Below are 20,188 nucleotides of genomic sequence, written 5' to 3' on the forward strand. Positions count from 1 at the left end.
TTGGCATGCCTTTCGACGCCGAACCGCAACCCCGTGCCCTGCCCGATGTCACAGCTACAGGACTGACGTGGCGAGCCGCCACCACCGGGGACCTCGACAACTGGGCCGGGCTGATCGCCCGGACTGCCGCCGTCGAACATCCCGTCTGGTTCGAGAAGCGCGGTGACCTTGTCCACGTCCTGGAGTCCACCAAGAACGATCCCCGGACGAGCACGCTGTTGGGCATCGACTCCGACGGCGTGGCACGCGCCTACGGGCGGATCGTCAAGAACCCCGCGGGAGACAAAGCCACCGGCATGGGGTGTGTGGATCCCGACTGGCAACGCAAAGGCATCGGAACGGCAGTGCTGGCGTGGCAGGAGGAGAGCGCGCGGGCGCGGTTCCATGCCGATACCGCCGCCGGACACACAACGTCGCCACCCCGTCTGCGGATCCTGACCGAAGAGCAGCACCACCATCAGGCAGCGCTCTTTGAGGCGCACGGCTACCAAACGGTGCGTTGGTTCAACGAAATGCATCGGCCTCTGACAGTTCCTGCGCCGGAGATCGTACTCGAACCCGGCTTGGAACTGAAACCCCTTGATCCGACGCTTCACGAGGCCGTTCGTCTGGCCCACAATGACGCCTTCAGGGATCACTGGGGGAGCGAACCGCGTGACAGGGAAGCATGGAGGTTCACCATGGAGGAACCCTCAGCGAGGCACGACTGGAGCGCCGTGGCGATTGACCGGGCAACAGGCGAAGTGGCGGGCTACCAACTGGCAAGCTACGATCCCGATTCCGCCGCAGCCAGGGGTTTCAAAGAGGGTTACACGGAGCTGTTGGGTGTCCGGAGGGCCTTCCGCGGACGCAGCATCGCCCAAGCATTGCTCGCCGACGCGATGCGACGGTTCAAGGACGCGGGTATGGACATTGCCTCGCTCGACGTGGATTCGGCCAACCCCACCGGCGCTTTGGCGTTGTACCTGGGGATGGGCTACCAGCCCGTAAACCGCAGCATGACGTGGGAGAAGCTTCTCTAACCATCCACATCGTGCAGGTGATGGACGACGTCGTGCAGGAAATACTGCGCGAACGTCAGGACGGTGAAGACTGAACCGTTGCTTCGCTTGCCCGTCCGCTGCCAGTCATCCTCCACCACGCGGGCAAAGGACTCTGCAATCTGCTCACCTTCGGCCACTACTTCGTCAGCCACGGTGCGTGGATCCTGTGAGCCGTAGTCGGCGTCGATCGCAGCCTGGTCCTGGTCCCAGTTCGCGAAGGCGGCGTCGTCCTCGCTCAACATGAGGTTTAGCCGTTGGTCGAAAAGGCTGAAGACGTCCCGGACGTGGCAGGCGTACTCCAGGGCAGACCACGTGTGCTCGTTGGGACGAACAGCGACGTCCTCGCGACGAAGAACGGCACGCCATCGCGGAAGCATATTCACCACGGTGCCGGGCACCGTGGAAGGGGTCACCGTTGAAGCGTCAAAACCGCATTCGGGGCACGGTCTGGACAGCACCCAGGTCCAGTCTTTTTCGTCAGGGATGATCGGCATGCGGCCAGTCTAAGGCGTCACGGAAGCGAACAGCGGCCGGTGCGGGAAATAGGCCGCCGTTTCCCGATTACTTCCTGATCGTCCAGGAGTAAAGTTCGTTCCGGGGGGAGAGCCGGAAAGAGAAAAACATGCTAAAGGATCAGCAAGTGGGTGCCGTCCTACCGGCACAGGATATAGGCCGGGCCCGCGCGTTCTACAGCGAAAAGCTCGGGCTCGAACCTGATAATCCGGATGCGGACGACAACCTCCAGTACAAGTGTGGGGATGGCACAGGTTTCTTCCTGTACCAGACACCCAACGCGGGCACTGCAAAGAACACGCAGATGGGCTGGATGGTCAGCGACATCGCTGCGTCAGTTGCGGAATTGCGCGACAAGGGAGTTGTGTTTGAGGACTACGATTTCCCCGGGCTGAAGACCGAGAACGGGATCGCAACGATGCCCGACGGAACCGCCGCAGCATGGTTCCTCGACACTGAGGGAAACATTCTGAGCCTCAACCAAACCGGCTAGCCCATGCCGGAAAGTGGCCCCAGGAGTGCCATGGCAACAGGAGGGCCGGCGGTTTCCAACCGCCGGCCCTCCTGTGATGTCCTACTCTGCAGCGTCGACTGCGGCCGGTTCAGCCCACGTCATGCTGGCGCCAATCGCTTCCACCGGCTGCGACAGCGGCACACCGGAACCGTCCCTGCGGCCGTGCTCGTGCGGGAGGGCGCGTGCAACGCCCGCGGCTGACGACGCTTTCGCTGGACCATGTCCTGCCCACGCCAACAGCAGCGTGTCTTCTCCCTTGAGGAAGCGGTGCGCCCGGACGCCTCCGGTGGCCCGGCCCTTGGCCGGATACTCCTCAAAGGCAGTCACTTTCGCGGTTCCGGGCGCTGTGCCAGGCAGGGCACCCATGGTTCCGGCGATGGTCACGACGACGGCGGCGGGATCGTCCGCGCGCACGGTGCCGAAGTGGATGACTTCGTCTCCGGCCGCAAGCTTGATACCGGCCATCCCGCCTGCCGTACGGCCCTGCGGGCGGACGTTGGACGCACTGAACCGGAGCAACTGTGCCTGCTTGGTCAGGAAGACGATGTCGACGTCGTCCTCCTGCGCGGGCTCCACGGCCAGCACAGAGTCTTTGTCCTTGAGCGCGATGATTTCCCAGTCTTCGCGGTTCAGCGGATAGTCCGGCTGAACCCGTTTGACGATGCCTTGGACTGTGCCGACGGCCAGAATCACATCCAGCGGAACAAAAGCTATCAACGCCTCACCCTTGAGCAGGGTGATGAAGTCCTTGGCAGGCACGCCACCGGCCAGATTGGGAAGCCCTGATACCGGGGGCAACGTCGGCATGTCCATCACCTGCAGACGCAGCATTCGACCCGAAGACGTGACCGCCCCGATTTCGCCGCGCGCGGTGGTTTTCACCACCGAGCGGAAGACATCATGCTTGGTTCGCGGACCTGCCTCGGCGAGAGGCTCCTGGTTGGACGTCCGGGCAATCTGCCCTGAGGCGCTGAGCAAGGCCCAGCAGGGATCGTCCGGGATTTCCAGCGGGAGGGCTGCGGTCTTGCCCTTGGGGCCCGGAGCAGCCGCTGCGAGTGCGGCAGCAACGGTGGGAGAGACGGCCTCGGACTCCAGCAGTACCGTCCGGCGTGGCGTGCCGTACTTTTCGGCGATCTCGGCCAGTTCGCCGGACACCAGATCCCGGAGCAGTTCATCGGATCCCAGGATGGCCTCAAGTGCCTCGATTTCGCGACGGAGTTCGTCCTGCTCTTTCTCCAGCTCAAGGCGTGAGTACTTGGTGAGCTGCCGCAACCGCAGTTCCAGGATGTAGTTGGCCTGGATCTCAGTGAGGTCATAGATGGACATGAGCCGTTCGCGGGCAGCAGCGGCTTCATCGGAGGACCGGATGATCTGGATGACTTCGTCGATGTCCACGATCGCGATGAGCAGGCCCTCCACCAAGTGGAGGCGGTCTTTCTTCTTGCCGAGGCGGTACGCAGTACGACGACGAACCACGTTCAGGCGGTGGCCCACGTACACCTGGAGCAGCTGCAGCAGGCCCAGCGTCTGCGGCTGTCCATCCACCAGCGTGACGTTGTTGATGCCGAACGAATCTTCCATGGGCGAATAGCGGTACAGCTGCTGGAGCACGGCGTTGGGGTTGAAGCCGTTCTTCAGCTCGATCACCAGGCGTAGGCCATGGTTGCGGTCGGTCAGGTCCACGACGTCGCTGATGCCGGTCAGCTTCTTGGCGTTGACGGCGTCCTTGATCTTCTCGATGACCTTTTCCGGACCCACCATGTAGGGGAGTTCGGTCACCACCAAGCCGGTGCGGCGGGCAGAGAGCTGCTCCACTTCAACCTTGGCGCGTGTTTTGAACGAGCCACGGCCGGTGGCGTAGGCATCACGGATTCCGTCCAAGCCCACAATCCGGCCCCCCGTGGGGAGATCCGGTCCGGGGACGAACCTCATGATGTCCTCAAGCGTGGCGTCCGGGTTGGCGATCAAGTGCCGTGCTGCAGCGATGACCTCAACAAGGTTGTGCGGTGCCATGTTCGTGGCCATGCCAACCGCGATACCCGTGGTGCCGTTGACCAGCAGGTTCGGAAAAGCGGCCGGCAGGACCTCCGGCTGCATCAACTGGTTGTCGTAGTTCGGGACGAAATCCACCACATCTTCATCGAGGTGGTCGGTCATGGTCAAAGCTGCCGCCGCCAAGCGGGCCTCGGTGTAACGCGGAGCTGCAGGGCCGTCGTCGAGCGAGCCGAAGTTGCCGTGGCCATCGATCAGTGGCAGGCGCAGGGAAAAGTCCTGGGCCATCCGGACCATGGCGTCATAGATGGCGGTGTCACCGTGGGGGTGGAGCTTTCCCATGACCTCGCCCACTACGCGCGCGCTCTTGACGTGGCCGCGGTCCGGGCGCAAGCCCATGTCAGCCATCATGTAGAGAATGCGCCGTTGTACAGGCTTCAAACCATCACGGGCGTCCGGGAGGGCGCGCGAATAGATCACCGAATAGGCGTACTCCAGGAAGGAGCCCTCCATCTCGGAAGTGACGTCGATGTCGACGATCGTCTCGGTGAAATCGCCGAGCGGTTCGCCTTTGCGTGCGGGAGTTTGGCTGCGGGCCATGGGGTCGGTGGATCCTTGAAAGTTGTACTGCGGATGTTTTAGCTAGGCTAAGCCTATGGTGGATCAGCCCGACGTCGGCATTTATCCGGAATATTGGGAGGCCGATGTCGTCCTGCGCGACGGCGGAACAGCCCACCTCCGCCCCATCCGGCCACAAGACGCGGATGCCCTTCAGGCCTTCCATGCGGGCCAGTCGCAGGCCTCCATCTACATGCGGTTCTTCTCTTTCAAACCGAAGCTTTCCGGTAAGGAAGTCCGGCGGTTCACGGAAGTGGACCATATCAATCGCGTGGCCTTCGTCATAACCATTGGCGGCGAAATCATGGGTGTCGGCCGCTACGACCGCCTCGATGATCCCGCAGAAGCCGAGGTCGCCTTCAATATCTCCGATGCCCAACAGGGCAGGGGCATCGGTTCGATCCTGCTTGAACACCTGGCGGTCGCCGCAAGGGAGAACGGAATCCGGCGCTTCACCGCTGAGGTCCTGCCGGAAAACCGGAAAATGCTCATGGTATTCGCGGACGCCGGGTACGATCTCAAACGCCAGTTCGACGACGGCGTGGTGAGCGTCGAGTTCAATATCGACCCCACGGAAAAATCCCGTGCCGTGATGGAATCCCGGGAGCACCGCGCAGAGGCGCGCAGCGTGCGCGACTTGCTGGCGCCGTCGTCCGTCGCCGTCATTGGGGCGAGCCGCAAGTGGGGAACGGTTGGCTACCAACTGCTCGAGCACATCATCGAAGGCGGCTTCCAGGGGCCTGTCTATGCCGTGAATCCCGAGGCGTTCGAACTGGCCGGGATGATTTCTTTTGCGCGGTTGTCGGAGATTCCCGGTCCCGTCCAACTCGCCATTGTCGCCGTGCCCTATGAGGAAGTTTCCAAGGTGGTGGACGACTGCGCTGCCGCCGGAGTCAAGGGCATTGTGGTGGCCACCGCCGGTTTCGCCGACGACGGTGAGCGTGGACTGGCGCGGCAACACGAACTGGTGCGGCGCGCCAGGGCAAACGGCATGCGCGTCATTGGCCCGGAGTCGCTGGGCATCCTCAATACCCATCCCGCGGTCTCCCTGAACGCTTCCATGGCTCCGAGCATGCCGGTCCGCGGCGGACTGGGACTGTTCAGCCAATCCGCGGCTGTTGGTGTAGCGGTATACGCGGCAGCGAGCCGACGCCGATTGGGCCTCTCTTCGTTCCTTTCTGCCGGTAACCGCGCCGATGTCTCGGGCAACGATGCCATGCAGTACTGGGAGGACGACGCGGATACCTCCGCCGTGGGCCTCTACCTTGAATCGATCGGAAATCCCCGAAAATTCTCGCGCCTGGCCCGAAGGCTGTCGCGAAGCAAGCCGGTGATCGTTGCAAAGTCCGATGTCACTGGCCTGCGCTTGCCCCCTGGCCACGAGGTGCGCACCACCCAGGCGCCGTCTGCCGCGGTGGATGCCATGATGCGCCAATCCGGCGTTATCCGCGTGGAAACCATCGAGCAGCTCATGGACATCGCGCAGATCGTGTCCACGCAGGCACTGCCTGCAGGCCCGGGCGTGGCGGTGTACTCGAACTCGGTGGCGCTGGGCAATGTTGTGGCAGACAGCGCCGGTCCCTTGGGGCTGGATGTGAACCGGATCGTGACGGACGTGGACCTCGACGCCGGCATGTCAGTCGCGCTTCCGGCCCTGCGCGCCAGCCTGCAGGCAAGCCTTGCAGACGACGCCGTCCACGCAGTCGTGGCGGCGATGCTTCCGGCTCGAGGCCTGACACCGGATGCACTCGCCGCGGTCCTGGCGGAGTGCGCAGCAGAAGCGGGCAAGCCTGTCGTGGCGGCGTTTGCCGGCATCCTGGATCCCTCCGTGCATGTGGAAGGACTCGTGGGGGAGCCTGGCAAACCTTCATTGCCATGCTTCTCCAATGCCGGTGCCGCAGTGGCCGCGCTGGCCGCGATCGTCCGCTATGCCCAGTGGCGCGATCGGGACCAAGGGCTGTTCGTCGAGCCCGAAGCCTGCGACGTCGACGGGACCCGGGAGGCCCTGCACTCAATACTTGCCGCCGTGACCGGCGAGAAACTGGTGAAGCTCGACGCCGGATCGGCCGCGGCTTTGTTGGCACGGTACGGAATCACTGTCATGCCAACGGTCGGCTTCGAAACTGCTGACCAGGCCGTGGAGGCCGCCGAAGGTCTCGGCTGGCCAGTGGTACTCAAAACCACCGATCCTGCGCTGAGGCACCGTTTGGATCTGGGTGGAGTGCGGCTGGACATTCAGGACGCGGATTCGCTGCGGCAGAACATTGCCCAGATGAGGCGCGCACTTGAGCCTTTCGGTTCGCCGTCGCTGGAAATCCAAGCCATGGCGCCTGTGGGCCAGGCGTGCACTTTCCGCGCGATCGAGGATCCGTTGCTGGGTCCGGTGGTGTCCTTTGGACTGGCGGGTGACGCGGTGAACCTCTTGGATGACTGGGCCCATCGCGTGCCACCCCTGTCCGGCGCCGACCTGCACGACATCATCCGTTCGCCCAAGGCCGCCCGAAAACTGTTTGGCTACCAAGGCTTGCCGGCCGTGGACGTCAGTGCCCTCGAAGATATCGCTGCCCGCTTGGCGAAGCTGAAAGACGACCACCCTGGGATCGCTTTGGTGGAGTTCAACCCTGTCCTTGCCGGTCCTGCCGGTGCCATCACGCTCGGCGCTGAGGTGTGGATTGGCAATGCAGCACAGCGCACAGACAGTGCCCGCCGGGCGATGCGCAGCTAGCCCTCGTGCCTTCGGTCGCGGTTAGGAAGTCCTCACCCGATCTGTGAAAATGGGGGAATGACTACCCAGTCCCCGACGCCTCAGTCCCGTCCGTCCAACACCGGGCATCACACCGCGCACAACCACAGCTCGCAGGGACAGAGCCTGGACCAGGCGCTGCAGCAAGCTGGTTTCTACCCCCGGCTGGTGGCGGATGTTGTGGACGACGCCTTGGACGGCCGTGACTGCCTTTCCCACCTGGTGCACCTGGAAACACACTTTGACCGCGCCGAGGTCCGCAGGCACATCACTGTTCTGGTGCTGACCGAGGACATGCTGGTCATCACGCACGTCGACGACCAGCAACTGGACGAGGCCGGCGAGCAGATCGTTGCGCAGATTTCCACGGAATCCGTGCCGGTTGCGCAGATCCGTTCCGTCGTCCTGAGCTACATGTACTCGCAGCCCCAGGACTACAAGCCGTCCGATCCCGTGCGTGAGCTCACAGTATCCATCGCGTGGTCCGGCGGCCAGCGCCTGGATATGGGCCCCGCCAGTTGCGGCGACCCACAATGCGAAGCCGATCATGGCTACAGCGGCACCATCGCCCAGGAAGACATTGTGCTGCGCATCAGCGCGGAAGCTGACGGGCTCCAGGCTGTCCAGGACGCCAAAGTGTTCGCCCGCGCATTGCGCGCCGTCAACACGGGCAACCCGACACCCGTCCAGCACACGAGCATCCCCGCGCCCAGGCCCCGGTCCGGAGTGTTCAGCAACCGCCTCAGCCGCGGACACCAGCGTTGAGCTTGCCAGTACAGGACCAGATGGACACCGCCCCCGCAGCCGATCTCCCGTCGCCGCCGCTGTTCGGCAGCAAGTCGATTGCGGAGGTTTTCACGAGCGCCGCTGCGAGTCTCGGCGTTTCCGGTTTCACCAACCACCTCAACCTTCCGGCGACCCAGCGAATCTGCGTTGTCCTTGCCGATGGCCTGGGCCGTGGCCTCCTCAAGCAGAAGGCCTCGCATACACCGTTCCTCCGTTCCGTGATGTCCGGAAGCCAGGGGCAGGTCCCCACGTGGATCGACGCTGCCTTCCCCAGCACTACGGCAGCCTCGCTCGCCAGCCTGGGTACAGGCCTCTCCGCCGGCCAGCACGGCATGGTGGGCTATGACGTCCTCGACCCCGCGCAGGACAAGGTGGTCAACCTCCTGGGTAACTGGGACGCCCGCGTGGATCCCGTTCAGTGGCAGCCGTATGCCACCGTCTTTGAACGCACGGCGGCGGAGCTTGATGTCGTGACTGTGAGCCTGCCGCAGTTCGGCAATTCGCCGATGACGCAGGCAGCCCTGCGTGGTAGCCGCTTTGTGGGTGGTACCACGCTGCATGCCCGCACAGCGGCCGCAGCGGAGGCCATGTCCGGGGGTGGGCGGTCCCTCATGTACTTCTACGTCAACGAACTTGATAAGGCTGGTCACCGCTACGGATGCCAGTCGGATCGTTGGGAGCACCAGCTCGAAGAACTCGATTCCACGGTTAAGCGGCTGTCTGCAACTCTTCCTGCCGGAACCACCATCCTGGTGACAGGTGACCACGGCATGCTGGACGTGCCGGAGTCACAGCGCATCGACTACTCAATCGACGAGTCCCTCATTGCCGGAGTCAGGCACACTGCCGGAGAACCGCGCATGGTTCACCTGTACATGGAACCCGACGCCGGAGCAGAACACCGAGAGTCGCTCATGGCCGCCTGGCGCAGCCGGTTTGGAGAACGCATCTGGGTCTTCACACGCGAACAGGCGACTGACCACGGGCTCTTCGGTGACGTGCGTGCCGAGGCGGCACCCCGCATTGGCGACGTCATGATCGCCGCGCGCGACACCCTTGCCCTGTACGACACCCGTAGGGTCCGTCCCACGGCACTGGAAGTGGTGGGCCAGCACGGTTCCCTGACCAAGGCCGAACGTGAGGTCCCCTTGGTGTGCTTCCCCGCCGCAGGCAAGAAGGGCAAACGTGGCTGAACTGGTCTTCTTCTCGGGCACCATGGACTGTGGGAAGTCCACCCTCGCCCTTCAAATGGACCACAACCACCGTGCACGCGGCCGGGGTGGAGTGCGCTTCAGCTGCAACGACCGCGCCGGAGATTCAACCATCTCCAGCCGGCTGGGGCTCCAGACTGACGCAGTGGAAGTTGGCGACGCGACGGACTTCTGGGATGAAGTAGTGGTCCGGCGTACCAGTGGGCTGCGCGTGGATTACCTCATTTGCGACGAAGCCCAGTTCTACTCGGCGTCACAGGTGGAGCAGTTGGCCAGGGTCGTGGATGAGATGGACGTGGATGTTTTCGCGTTCGGCATCACGTCCGATTTCCGTACTCGCTTGTTTCCCGGCTCGCAACGACTCATTGAGTTGGCGGACAGGGTGCAGGTTCTGCAGGTCGAGGCTCTGTGCTGGTGTGGCCGCCGGGCCACCCAGAATGCCCGCACAGTGGACGGCATCATGGTGGTGGAAGGCGAACAGGTGATGGTCGGAGACGTAGCGATGGACGACGTCGGGCGTTCTTCGGACCACCATGGCCGCGTGACCGGCGAGATTGGCTACGAAACGTTGTGCCGGCGTCATTACATGCGGCGAGTCACCGCGCACGGGGCGCATCTCATGGCAGGAACAGATCAGCCGTTGCCATTCGACGTTGATGCGTGCCTCTGGCCAGGCGCCGGGGAGTTGCGCCGCTAGTCGCCGCGTGCCCCGAAGACGATCTCGTCCCAACTGGGAATGCTGGAGCGCTTGGGGCGGGACGGCTGGCGCTCCACTGGAACGTCAGCGTCCTTCTGTCCGTCCCGGCCCTGGCCGTCGTTTTCAACGCTTCCCTCGTGGTCTGCGCCGTGGCGCCCGCTGCCGCCGTGATCGTTACCGGAGGGCGTTTCGTGCCGTAGTGCACCGCCCAGTAGTTCGTCCAGTCCAGCCCGCTGGACGTGATGCTGGCCGTCGGAGGTGTCCCTGGGAGCTGCCTCGTCCTGGTTATCCGACGCTGCGGGCTTGCGTTCATGCAGGGAGGTGACGGGACGCAAAGGACTGGCCACCACGGTAATCTCGCGGGTCTCGGTGCTGACGCCGTCGTGAAGCTTGAGGGAATCGTCGCCGTCGTCGTGGGTCTCGAAGTGTCGCGGCGCAAGGGTCAACCGCGACAACATGGAAGGGCGTCCATCCTTGCGGGCGGGTTCGGCCGCCAGAGGGACGTTCGCTTCCGATGCGTCGTCGGCATCATCGGCTTCCGCTGTGGCCCCGGACTCTTCTTCCGTGGGCCGCGGGTGGGCGGCAGGGACGCCATTGCTGAGCAGGACTGCCAGGGCGTCATCGCCGTCCTCGTCGACTCCGAGGCGCTGGCCCCGGCGGGACCGCAACATCTCAAGGAGGCTGTCCGATTCCTTGGCCGAAGCCCGGGCAGCCGTCTCGGCATCGGTCTCAAAATCGAACGGCCGGTCGGAGACTGCCGCGAGGCGGCGCGCCGGCACAGGACCATCCAACGGTTCGAGCTCACTGAGCTGCTGGGCCCAACGGTTGGCATTCTGCAAAGACTTCCGCTGCGGACTGAACGTCCACATGGCGGGTGGCTCTTCGCCGATGCTCCCGTGCGCGCCCGGAACCGTTTCAAAGCGGGCGACGACGGTCCAGGAACCGTCCGGCCGACGCCATGAGTCCCATTCAACCGTGGAAGCATCAATGCCGTGGGCGGACAACCGGTGTCTGACCATTTCGCCCAGGGTGGCCGGGTTATCGCCAAAAACTGAGCGATAGATGTCGTGTCCCGGAGCCGGCGCGGCAACCTCAATGTTCCGGGCCTGCTGTGCCACGTACTCGCGCTCAGCCAGGACCGGGCCTTCGTACCTTTGAACATTGGCCAAGGGGAGCCCAGAGAGTTCGGCGACGTCAGCCGCCGTCGAACCGCTGCGGATCCGGGATTGGATGTCCCTGGGGGACATGGCAACAGGCGTGATGGACGCGCGCGCCGCCACTTGGGCCGGGGTCCGGCTGGCGGCAGCGCGAAGGGCTTCGTCGATCGGGAGCTGGAACATCGCACCGCCGGGACCACTCAAGAGGAGATGGCCGCCGTCGTCGTGGACGCCTACCAGTCGTAGATCCTGCATAACACCCTCCACCACATGGCATAACTGACATTCGAAACTCTGCCACCCGCGGTGGCCTTTTCCTACTAGGACAAAGGGCGTGCCGTGATATTCCGCCGAAAGTGGCCGGATCCGGGGTCCAAACGACCCAAGCGGCGGCTCTGGACTTTTGCCCGCCGGGGGAGGACAATCTGGCCGATATCGGGCACAAATCCGGGGCGTTCGGCGTTACACCCTTACACCGGAGGCGGGTGCATTCCCGCCAGGCCCGGATCCAACCCGAAGTGAATGGGAGGACAACGAGGGACCATGGCCACGGATTATGATGCCCCACGAAAGACCGAGGAAGACGTCAGTGAGGACTCGCTCGAGGAACTCAAGACGCGCCAGTCAGGGAAGCAATCCTCGGCGGTGGATGTTGATGAAACAGACCTTGCGGACGGCTTCGAGCTGCCCGGAGCGGACCTCTCCGGCGAGGAACTCCTCATTCAGGTGATGCCGGCCCAAGCTGATGAGTTCACCTGCTACAACTGCTTCCTGGTCAAACACCGGTCCCAGATTGCCAGGGAAAAGGATGGCCATTTGTACTGCACAGAGTGTGAGAGCTGAGTCGGACGGGAACTACCGCGACGTCAGTGCAGCTACCAGCTCTTCCGGCCTGCGGGAAGACGCCAGCCAGTAGGGGGTGCGGTCTGCAGGATCAGTGATCTGGATCTTGACGACAGGATCGATCCAACCACGGAAGCACATGTAAGCCAGTCCGTTCAGGCGGGGGCCACGCTCTGCGGTGGCCTCCTCCTTGCGGAACGCCTCCACTGTGCCGACGAATTTGCGATCGATGGTTGCCCGCCCCACCTGCAGTGTCTCCTGCGTCACCGTGATGGTGGGCGTTGACGTCATCAGCAGCACTGTCATGATCGCCAGCAGCACCAGGGCGGCAATAATTCCGGCCGTCGGACTGATCGGCGAGAACATCAGGATGCCGGCTGCTGACAAGCCCACCACCACAACCCAGATCCATACCGTGGGCCACAGTTTCTCTGAGAAGAGAACCTCGGACGAGGAAGGATTGTTCGGGGCAGGCACAGGTGCGGACTGGTCAGGCGTAGGCATGGGTCCAGCTTATCCGCCGAACGCAGGCGTCCGATGCGCACGGCCACGTAGAATGGACGACTGTGAGCAACGAGACCGCAGTCATCAATTCCAATGCCGCCACGACGGCAGAATCCACCGCAGAGTACGGCGCCCCTACTTTGGAAGTGCAGCTGAAAATGCTCGACGCCGGGCTGGAGGCGCCGTCCTACGCGCACCCTGGTGACGCCGGAGCGGACCTGCGGGCCCGCGAGGATGTGTACCTGGCCCCGGGCGAACGCAAACTCGTCCCGACCGGCGTTTCCATCGCGCTGCCTGATGGCTTCGTGGCATTGATCCACCCGCGTTCCGGCCTGGCCACCAAGCATGGCCTCACGGTGGTCAACGCCCCCGGAACAGTGGACGCAGGCTATCGCGGGGAAATCGCCGTCACCTTGCTGAACACTGACCGGAACGACGCCATCGAGCTCAAGCGCGGCGATAGAATTGCCCAAATGGTGATTCAGCGGGTCGAGTACGCCAGCTTCGTCGCCGTCGATGAGCTGTCCGATTCCGTCCGTGGGACCGGGGGCTTCGGTTCCACCGGGGGCTTCAACGCACCGGTAGCCTAGACAATCCACACACCACAGGGTGCAGCACGGACCGCGGGTCTGCAGCATTCCAGTTGTTAAGCGTGGTTGCGGTTTACTTGGGGATAGACCACTACTAAGGAGAAAACCCAATGCTTTTTGGGCGCGGCAAGAAGTCCAAGGCCGAGCGGTCGGAAACCGCCCGCACCGTCGAAGAAACAGACGATGCCGAGGCGCGAAACCCGGAATCCGGCGAGACCGGGATCAAGGGCGACTTCCGACTCGGCAAGGGTCCGTGGGACGTAGATGAAATCGACAACCGCGACGGCTACGTCGATCTCGGCGCGTTGCTGATCGCCCCGACCGAGGGCCTGCAGTTGCGCCTCGAAGTCGAAGAAGCCACGCAGCGCGTTGTCGCGGTGACCATGGACCTCGCCGGTTCCAGCCTGCAACTCCAGGCCTTTGCCGCGCCGCGCTCGGAAGGCTTGTGGGACGAGATCCGCGAGCAAATTGGCCAGTCCGTGGCCAGCCAGGGCGGTGAAACTGAGGAAATTTCCGGAACGTTCGGTAAGGAACTCGTCGCCAAGCTACCCGCGGAAGCGGCAGATGGCAGCCGCGGCTACCGTGCTGCCCGCTTCATGGGCGTCGACGGACCACGGTGGTTCCTCCGTGGTGTCCTCGGTGGCGAAGCAGCCCTTGACCGCGATGCCGCGGCCGGCCTGGAGGATCTCTTCCGGCGCGTCGTGGTGGTGCGCGGCGACAACCCCATGCCGCCGCGCGAGCTGCTTCAGTTGCGACTGCCCAAGGACGCTGCAGCTCCTGGCCATGGTGGCGCACCGCAAACCGCGCCGGAGGGTGCACCGCAAGGCGGGCCGGCGCTGCACCAGCCGGAGCGCGGTCCGGAGATCACCCAGATTGGCTGAAGTTTCCGGCGGTCGCCAAGCTCCAGGCCAGCAGCCGCCCGCCCGGCAGGGGGTTCGTGATCTCCCTGCCCGCGGGAGGGCAACGTGCACGGGGTTCATTGAGTCCGTCACGCACCAGCCGCCCAGCGAGCAGCCATTCTTCTCTGCCGTGGTAGTGGACGCCTTGATGCACAGCACGGTGGCTGTTGGGGGAGCCCGTAAGCCAACTGAGCGCCTTCGCGTTATCTGGCTGGGCCGGGACCGGGTTCCCGGGATCGAAGCGGGCGTGGAGCTTCAACTCAAGGGAATGGTCACGCAGCTCAACGGCATGCCGGCCATGTTCAATCCACGCTACGAAATTCTTTCCCGTCAGGAGCACCTATGACCGACCCCGCAAAGTCCGACCCCTCAGAGAATGGACCGCAGGGGCCGCGCATCTCGGATTTTGCCTCGGGTTACGCCGAAAAGGCTGGGCTTCACCGGAACAGCGCGGGCCACGTGGACATTCTCAAATCGGCCGGAGGTGTCCAGGGCATTGCCGAGAGCATCCTGCCCGGCCTGGTGTTCCTGGTGGCCTTCACGATCGTGCGGGACCTGACGGTTTCGTTGGTTGCTGCCCTCGCTGCCGCGGCCATCTTTACCGTGGCGCGTTTGGTGCAGCGACGACCACTCACCCAGGCCCTTGCCGGCATTGTGGGCGTGGGGATCTCTGCTTGGCTGGCGAACACTACCGGTAAGGCAGAGGACTTCTATGTGCTCGGCTTCTTTACCAACCTCGCGTATATCGCAGGAATGGTGCTTTCGATCGTCCTCAAATGGCCGATCGCGGGCCTGTTGTTCGGTTTTGTCCGCAATGAAGGACTCGACTGGCGCAAGGATCCGGAGCGGTTGCGGGCGTACAAACTGGGCACCTGGGTTGTAGTTGCCGTGTTGGCGCTGCGGCTCGTGGTGCAGGTGCCGCTCTACTTCATGGGCGAGTCCGGGCTGACAGCGTTGGCCACCACCCGGCTCCTGATGGGGGCCCCGCTGTACATCCTGGGTCTGTGGGTGGCGTGGCTTTTGACCAAGCCGGCCCCACGGACCGGTTCCGAGGATCAGCCGTCGAAGCCGTCGTCGTCGGCGGCCTGATCGGCCATCTCCGTACCTCCGCGCGGGCCTTGACCGGCCATTGACGCGGGAGACAGCAGGGCGCGCAAGCCGTCTTCGGCGGCGATCGTTGTGACGAAGAAGAGTTCATCGCCGCCGTCGAGGACATCGTCCCGGCTGGGCGTAATGGGCGCCTGGTCGCGCAGGATGGCTACCAGGGTGGCGTCCTCCGGCCACTCGATCCCGCCAACAGTGCTCCCGATGACGTGCGAGTCGTGGGGGACCGTGAATTCCACGATCGAGGCCACACCGGTCTGAAGCGTCAACAGCCTCACGATGTCGCCGATTTCCACAGCTTCCTCGACCAATGCCGTCATGAGCTGCGGCGTGTTGACCGCGACGTCGACGCCCCAGGAATCGTTGAACATCCAGTCATTCTTGGGGTTGTTGACGCGCCCCACTGTCCGACCAACGCCGAATTCAGTCTTGGCGAGGAGCGACACCACCAGGTTGACTTTGTCGTCGCCTGTGGCAGAGACCACGACGTCGGCATCCTCAAGTTTGGCGTCCTGCAGGGTGCTGAGTTCGCACGCGTCACCCACCAACCAGCGGGCGCCACGAAGACCACTGCGCCCAATGACTTCCGGCTTGAGGTCAATGAGCAGGATCTGGTGGTTGTGGGCCAAGAGCTCACGCGCAATGGACGAGCCGACGCTGCCTGCGCCAACAATCACAACTTTCACTACGACTCCTTGGCGGGTGCTTTTGCGAGAGCACGGGTGATCTCGGAGGTACGGTCCAGGCTCAACATGGCGTGGACGGTGTCGCCTTCCTGGTAGGCGGTTCCTGCCGTGGGCAACAGGCCTTCGCCAAACCGCGTCAGAAAGGCAATACGGATTCCCGCAGCGGTTTCAATGGAGGTGAGGGGGCGTCCAATCCAGCCGTCGTGGAGGTCGACTTCCGCCAGTATCAGACGACCCGACGGCTCCCTGTAGTCGCCCGCCAGGTGCTGCTCGGGAAGGATTCGTCGCAGGACCTGGTCGGCGCTCCAACGGACAGCCGCAACTGTGGGGATGCCGAGGCGTTGGTAGATTTCCGCCCGGCCCGGGTCATAGATGCGCGCCACGACGTGGGCCACGTGGAACGTTTCGCGTGCCACGCGGGTGGCGAGGATGTTCGAATTGTCACCACTGGAAACCGCAGCGAAGGCATATGCTTCTTCGACGCCGGCCTGCTTGAGGGTGTCCCGGTCGAAGCCGACGCCGGTAACCTTGCGCCCGGTGAACGTGTTGCGCAAACGGCGGAAGGCCCGCTCGTCCTGATCGATGATGGCCACTGAGTGGCCGGCATCTTCCAAAGTGTGTGCCAGGGTTGCGCCCACACGGCCGCAACCCATGATCACGAAGTGAGCCACCGTGTCTCCTCAATAGTCTTTGTCATTGCCGCTCCGTATGACTTTACCGGGGCGTTCGGTACATGGTGTGGACCGCCGTCATGACATCGCTGGGGAATCAGAGTAGTTTTGCGGAGTGTTGACCATTCTGAATGCCGCGAAGCGCGTGTTGGTGGGCCGGCCGGTCCGGAACGACCGTTTGTCCCATACCCTGCTGCCCAAACGCATCGCCTTGCCGATTTTCGCCTCGGACGCGTTGTCCTCCGTGGCGTACGCGCCGGATGAAATCCTGCTCACACTGGCTTTGGCCGGCGTCAGCGCCGTGGCGTTCTCCCCACTTGTTGGCCTTGCCGTCATGGTGGTGTTGCTCACAGTAGTGGCCTCCTACCGCCAAAACGTCCACGCCTACCCCTCGGGAGGCGGAGATTACGAGATTGCCAACGTCAATCTCGGCAAATATGCAGGCTTGACCGTGGCCTCTGCCCTGTTGGTGGACTACGTTCTGACCGTGGCCGTCTCGATGTCGTCGGCCGCCGCCTACGTCACCACAGCCATTCCGTCCCTTCACGGGCAACAAGCGCTGATCGCCACGGTAGGGGTGGTCATTCTTGCCTTGGTCAACCTTCGCGGGATCAAGGAAGCCGGCTCGGTCTTTGCTGTGCCCACGTACATCTTTATGGCCTCGATCCTGGGCATGACGGCCGTCGGAATTTTCCAGGCCATCACCGGGCAGTTGGGGGAGGCCCCGTCCGCCAACTTTACGATCGTGCCCGAGGAAGGCTTTGACGAGGGCCTGGTGGGGCTCGCTGGGGCTTTCCTCCTCTTGCGTGCCTTTTCCTCAGGCGCTGCGGCTTTGACCGGTGTCGAAGCCATTAGCAATGGCGTCCCCAACTTCCAGAAGCCCAAGAGCAAGAACGCGGCCACAACGCTGCTCCTTCTCGGTGCCATCGCAGCCGCGATGCTGGCTGGCATCCTCTACCTGGCCAACGCCACCAAGGTGCACATCGTCCTGGATCCGGCCAGGGAATTCCTCGTGGACGGCAAGCCATTGCCGGAGGACTACATCCAGAACCCGGCCATCAGCCAGATCGCTGACACGATCTTCGGTGCAGGCTCCATTCCGTTCTACATCGTGGTGGCCGCAACCGGCGTCATCCTGGTGTTCGCTTCCAACACGGCCTTCAATGGTTTCCCGGTTCTTGGTTCGATCCTGGCGCAGGACGGCTACCTTCCCCGCCAGTTGCGGACCCGAGGCGACCGGCTCGCCTTCAGCAACGGCGTTCTGGCTCTGGCAGCCGGGGCCCTCGTCCTGATCCTGTCTTTCAACGCGGACGTCACCAAGCTGATCCAGCTGTACATCGTGGGCGTCTTTATTTCCTTTACGGCCAGCCAGCTCGGCATGGTGCGGCACTGGGGCCGTGAACTGAAGCTCGCCCGTGACAAAGCCGTTCGCCGCAGGATGATAAAGTCCCGCACCATCAACATGGTGGGCTTCGGAATGACGGCGCTGGTCCTGGTCATTGTCCTGATCACCAAGTTCGAGCAAGGTGCCTGGATTGCCCTCCTGGCCATGTTCGTCCTGTTCCTCATCATGTGGAGCATTCGGGCGCACTACGACAATGTGGCCAAGGAACTGGCAGTGGATGAAGACTCGTCCCCGCGCGCCTTGCCCACCCGCGTCCACGCTGTTCTGCTGGTTTCCCACGTCCGCAAGCCGGTCCTCCGCGCGCTGGCGTACGCACGCGCGTCACGGCCATCCCGCTTGGATGCGATTACCGTGGACATCAACTCCGAAGAGACCGAACACACCGTCCGGGACTGGGAAAAGCTGGAAATTCCCGTTCCACTGACGGTTTTGGCCAGTCCTTACCGCGAAACGGTCACGCCGATCATGGAGTACGTCAAGAACATGCGGCGCGACTCTCCGCGTGACCTCATCGTGGTCTATATCCCCGAGTACGTCGTGGGGAAGTGGTGGGAACAACTCGTCCACAACCAGACCGCACTCAGAATCAAGACTCGGCTCCACTTCGAACCTGGAGTCATGGTTGCCAGCGTCCCATGGCAGCTGAAGTCGTCCGAAGAAGCAAAGGCACTGCAGGATACTCAATGACCTCCAACAGCATTTCCCCCCACACTGAGCACAACGGAGGCCACGGTTCGCCGGGTACTGAAGTGGTCGTTGACATTGGTCCGATCGCCCACGGCGGGCACTTCGTCGCCCGGCATGAAGGCCGCGTTATTTTCGTCCGGCATGGCATCCCGGGGGAGAAGGTCCGCGTCCGATTGACCGACTCCGGCGAGTCGTCGCGCTTCTGGCGTGCCGACGTCGTCGAAGTCCTGGAAGCTTCTCCCGACCGGGTGCCGCACTTCTGGAAGCTTGCCGACTCGCTCGCTTCCTGGCGCCATGGCGGTCCGCCGGTAGGCGGCGCCGAACTGGGCCACATCTCGCTGCGGCGCCAGCGCGCGCTGAAGGCAGAGGTCCTTGCGGAGCAGCTGAAGCGGCTTGCCGGTCTGGACCTCACCACAGAAGTTGAGCCGGTAGGAGATCACGACGGCGACGGGCTGGGCTGGCGGACACGCGCCAGTTTTGCTGTGTCGGACAAAGGGCGGCTGGGCATGCACGCGCACCGCTCCGACGTCGTGATTCCCGTGAAGGAGATGCCGCTGGCGCTTCCGGGAATCAACGAACTCAAGCTGTGGGACATTGACCTCGGCGGCATCGCCAGGGTGGAGGTGGCTGTCCCCGCCAACGGTTCACGACCTTTGGTACTTCTCGCTCCGGAAGAATCCACCAGTCCCAAGCGGCTGCACAGCATCCTGTCCCAGCTGCCGCATGAGGTCTCCGTTGCCAGCTTCGATCCCACCAAGGGCGAAGTCCTGCAGTTGCGGGGCCGTACGTGGGTGCAGGAGTCGGCGGCCGGCCACGAGTATCGCGTCACGGGCGAGGGTTTCTGGCAGATCCACAAAGATGCCCCTGACACTTTGGTGAACGCAGTGACCGGCTACCTCGCCGGCGGCGGATACCTGCAGCCGGGTGCCGTCGTCGCTGATTTGTACGCTGGCGCAGGACTGTTTACTGCGCCCTTGGCGGATGCCGTGGGCGTCACAGGATCCGTTCTGTCCGTTGAGGGTGCGCCTGGAACCAGCCGGGATGCCCGCAAGAACCTGCACGGTGAAGCGCAGGTGGAAATCGTGCAAGGACGGGTGGAACGCGTCTTGCATCAGCGTGAGCGGAACTTCGATTCCGTAGTGCTGGATCCTCCACGCGCCGGGGCCGGCAAGGCCGTAGTGAAGCAGTTGATGGCTTCCGGGCCGCGTGCGATCGCTTATGTGTCCTGCGATCCGGCGTCGTTTGCGCGTGATCTGGGTTACTTTCACCAAGGTGGCTGGCGTCTTGAATCCTTGCGGGCCTTCGACCTCTACCCGAATACGCACCATCTGGAAACGGTGGGCCTGATCGTCCCCGCAGCCTAGGGGACGTGCCGCCCGCCCAGTCGTGGCGCGGCGGGCGGCGCCGGCATGATGCCGCTGCTATGCCCCATTGGAGATGTATGCCACTACGATGGGGCTAGTAGTCCCGCTTCGCGTACTCCTGCGTCGCGCGCCGGGATGATCACAAGAGATGTGCCGCCCGG

19 protein-coding genes are annotated in these 20,188 nt (G+C 63.6%); 13 read left to right on the forward strand and 6 right to left on the reverse strand.

All coding sequences use genetic code 11. The features are described from left to right. Positions 1 to 5 precede the first annotated feature (5 nt). Positions 6 to 1,022 carry a GNAT family N-acetyltransferase gene (locus ACIQC5_RS18565; RefSeq protein ID WP_400285705.1) on the forward strand — a complete coding sequence of 339 codons (1,017 nt, stop codon included), beginning with the start codon at positions 6 to 8 and terminating at the stop codon, positions 1,020 to 1,022. Here ACIQC5_RS18565 and ACIQC5_RS18570 read toward each other — a convergent pair. Then, the gene (locus ACIQC5_RS18570) at positions 1,019 to 1,537 is read right to left on the reverse strand and encodes a DinB family protein (RefSeq protein WP_400285707.1); all 519 of its coding nucleotides are present in this window, start codon (positions 1,535 to 1,537) and stop codon (positions 1,019 to 1,021) included. The two genes, ACIQC5_RS18565 and ACIQC5_RS18570, sit on opposite strands and share 4 nt — an antisense overlap. Positions 1,538 to 1,665: 128 nt before the next feature. On the opposite strand from ACIQC5_RS18570, the gene ACIQC5_RS18575 reads away from it, so the two are divergent. After that, a complete protein-coding gene (locus tag ACIQC5_RS18575) occupies positions 1,666 to 2,049 on the forward strand; it encodes a VOC family protein (RefSeq protein WP_400285710.1) in 384 nt (127 codons plus the stop codon). Between the two features lie 81 nt (positions 2,050 to 2,130). On the opposite strand, the gene ACIQC5_RS18580 is transcribed toward ACIQC5_RS18575, so the two are convergent. Continuing rightward, on the reverse strand, positions 2,131 to 4,662 hold the full coding sequence (locus tag ACIQC5_RS18580) for a DNA topoisomerase (ATP-hydrolyzing) subunit A (RefSeq protein ID WP_400285713.1): 2,532 nt from the start codon (positions 4,660 to 4,662) through the stop codon (positions 2,131 to 2,133). 55 nt (positions 4,663 to 4,717) lie between these two features. Here ACIQC5_RS18580 and ACIQC5_RS18585 point away from each other — a divergent pair, with 55 nt between their 5' ends. The 4 genes from ACIQC5_RS18585 to ACIQC5_RS18600 are packed head-to-tail and all read left to right on the forward strand — an operon-like array spanning position 4,718 to position 10,117. Next, on the forward strand, positions 4,718 to 7,405 hold the full coding sequence (locus tag ACIQC5_RS18585; RefSeq protein ID WP_400285716.1) for a GNAT family N-acetyltransferase: 2,688 nt from the start codon (positions 4,718 to 4,720) through the stop codon (positions 7,403 to 7,405). 57 nt (positions 7,406 to 7,462) lie between these two features. Continuing rightward, positions 7,463 to 8,188: a DUF5998 family protein gene (locus ACIQC5_RS18590; RefSeq protein ID WP_400285719.1), complete on the forward strand. Its 726-nt coding sequence runs from the start codon at positions 7,463 to 7,465 to the stop codon at positions 8,186 to 8,188. A 20-nt stretch (positions 8,189 to 8,208) separates the two neighbouring features. Then, the gene (locus ACIQC5_RS18595) at positions 8,209 to 9,402 is read left to right on the forward strand and encodes an alkaline phosphatase family protein (protein WP_400285722.1); all 1,194 of its coding nucleotides are present in this window, start codon (positions 8,209 to 8,211) and stop codon (positions 9,400 to 9,402) included. Further along, positions 9,395 to 10,117 carry a thymidine kinase gene (locus ACIQC5_RS18600; protein ID WP_400285725.1) on the forward strand — a complete coding sequence of 241 codons (723 nt, stop codon included), beginning with the start codon at positions 9,395 to 9,397 and terminating at the stop codon, positions 10,115 to 10,117. The genes ACIQC5_RS18595 and ACIQC5_RS18600 overlap by 8 nt, the downstream gene beginning before the upstream one ends. On the opposite strand, the gene sepH is transcribed toward ACIQC5_RS18600, so the two are convergent. Further along, positions 10,114 to 11,529, reverse strand: a complete 1,416-nt coding sequence (gene sepH / locus ACIQC5_RS18605) for a septation protein SepH (RefSeq protein WP_400285728.1) — start codon at positions 11,527 to 11,529, stop codon at positions 10,114 to 10,116. The two genes, ACIQC5_RS18600 and sepH, sit on opposite strands and share 4 nt — an antisense overlap. A gap of 288 nt (positions 11,530 to 11,817) precedes the next feature. On the opposite strand from sepH, the gene ACIQC5_RS18610 reads away from it, so the two are divergent. Next, positions 11,818 to 12,117, forward strand: a complete 300-nt coding sequence (locus tag ACIQC5_RS18610; protein WP_400285731.1) for a DUF4193 domain-containing protein — start codon at positions 11,818 to 11,820, stop codon at positions 12,115 to 12,117. 12 nt (positions 12,118 to 12,129) lie between these two features. Here the strand turns inward: ACIQC5_RS18610 and ACIQC5_RS18615 are convergent, their stop codons facing one another. After that, positions 12,130 to 12,621, reverse strand: a complete 492-nt coding sequence (locus ACIQC5_RS18615; RefSeq protein ID WP_400285734.1) for a DUF3093 domain-containing protein — start codon at positions 12,619 to 12,621, stop codon at positions 12,130 to 12,132. Between the two features lie 62 nt (positions 12,622 to 12,683). On the opposite strand from ACIQC5_RS18615, the gene dut reads away from it, so the two are divergent. The 4 genes from dut (at position 12,684) to ACIQC5_RS18635 (ending at position 15,199) form a co-directional block, all read left to right on the forward strand. Beyond that, a complete protein-coding gene (gene dut, locus ACIQC5_RS18620) occupies positions 12,684 to 13,211 on the forward strand; it encodes a dUTP diphosphatase (RefSeq protein WP_400285737.1) in 528 nt (175 codons plus the stop codon). A 110-nt stretch (positions 13,212 to 13,321) separates the two neighbouring features. Then, positions 13,322 to 14,092 carry a DUF3710 domain-containing protein gene (locus tag ACIQC5_RS18625; protein WP_400285739.1) on the forward strand — a complete coding sequence of 257 codons (771 nt, stop codon included), beginning with the start codon at positions 13,322 to 13,324 and terminating at the stop codon, positions 14,090 to 14,092. Continuing rightward, positions 14,085 to 14,456 (forward strand): hypothetical protein, encoded by a 372-nt coding sequence (locus tag ACIQC5_RS18630; protein ID WP_400285742.1) that lies wholly within the window; start codon positions 14,085 to 14,087, stop codon positions 14,454 to 14,456. The genes ACIQC5_RS18625 and ACIQC5_RS18630 overlap by 8 nt, the downstream gene beginning before the upstream one ends. Next, positions 14,453 to 15,199 (forward strand): DUF3159 domain-containing protein, encoded by a 747-nt coding sequence (locus ACIQC5_RS18635; RefSeq protein ID WP_400285745.1) that lies wholly within the window; start codon positions 14,453 to 14,455, stop codon positions 15,197 to 15,199. The genes ACIQC5_RS18630 and ACIQC5_RS18635 overlap by 4 nt, the downstream gene beginning before the upstream one ends. Here the strand turns inward: ACIQC5_RS18635 and ACIQC5_RS18640 are convergent. Further along, the gene (locus tag ACIQC5_RS18640; protein ID WP_400285748.1) at positions 15,166 to 15,900 is read right to left on the reverse strand and encodes a potassium channel family protein; all 735 of its coding nucleotides are present in this window, start codon (positions 15,898 to 15,900) and stop codon (positions 15,166 to 15,168) included. The genes ACIQC5_RS18635 and ACIQC5_RS18640 overlap by 34 nt on opposite strands. Then, positions 15,900 to 16,571, reverse strand: a complete 672-nt coding sequence (locus ACIQC5_RS18645) for a potassium channel family protein (protein WP_400285751.1) — start codon at positions 16,569 to 16,571, stop codon at positions 15,900 to 15,902. Before ACIQC5_RS18645 ends, ACIQC5_RS18640 begins: the two co-directional genes overlap by 1 nt. Before the next feature lie 115 nt (positions 16,572 to 16,686). On the opposite strand from ACIQC5_RS18645, the gene ACIQC5_RS18650 reads away from it, so the two are divergent. Continuing rightward, on the forward strand, positions 16,687 to 18,663 hold the full coding sequence (locus tag ACIQC5_RS18650) for an APC family permease (protein ID WP_400285753.1): 1,977 nt from the start codon (positions 16,687 to 16,689) through the stop codon (positions 18,661 to 18,663). Beyond that, positions 18,660 to 20,027 (forward strand): class I SAM-dependent RNA methyltransferase, encoded by a 1,368-nt coding sequence (locus ACIQC5_RS18655; protein ID WP_400285756.1) that lies wholly within the window; start codon positions 18,660 to 18,662, stop codon positions 20,025 to 20,027. The genes ACIQC5_RS18650 and ACIQC5_RS18655 overlap by 4 nt, the downstream gene beginning before the upstream one ends. Positions 20,028 to 20,188 lie beyond the last annotated feature (161 nt).

Source organism: Paenarthrobacter sp. NPDC092416 (assembly GCF_044755025.1).
Taxonomy (GTDB): domain Bacteria; phylum Actinomycetota; class Actinomycetes; order Actinomycetales; family Micrococcaceae; genus Arthrobacter.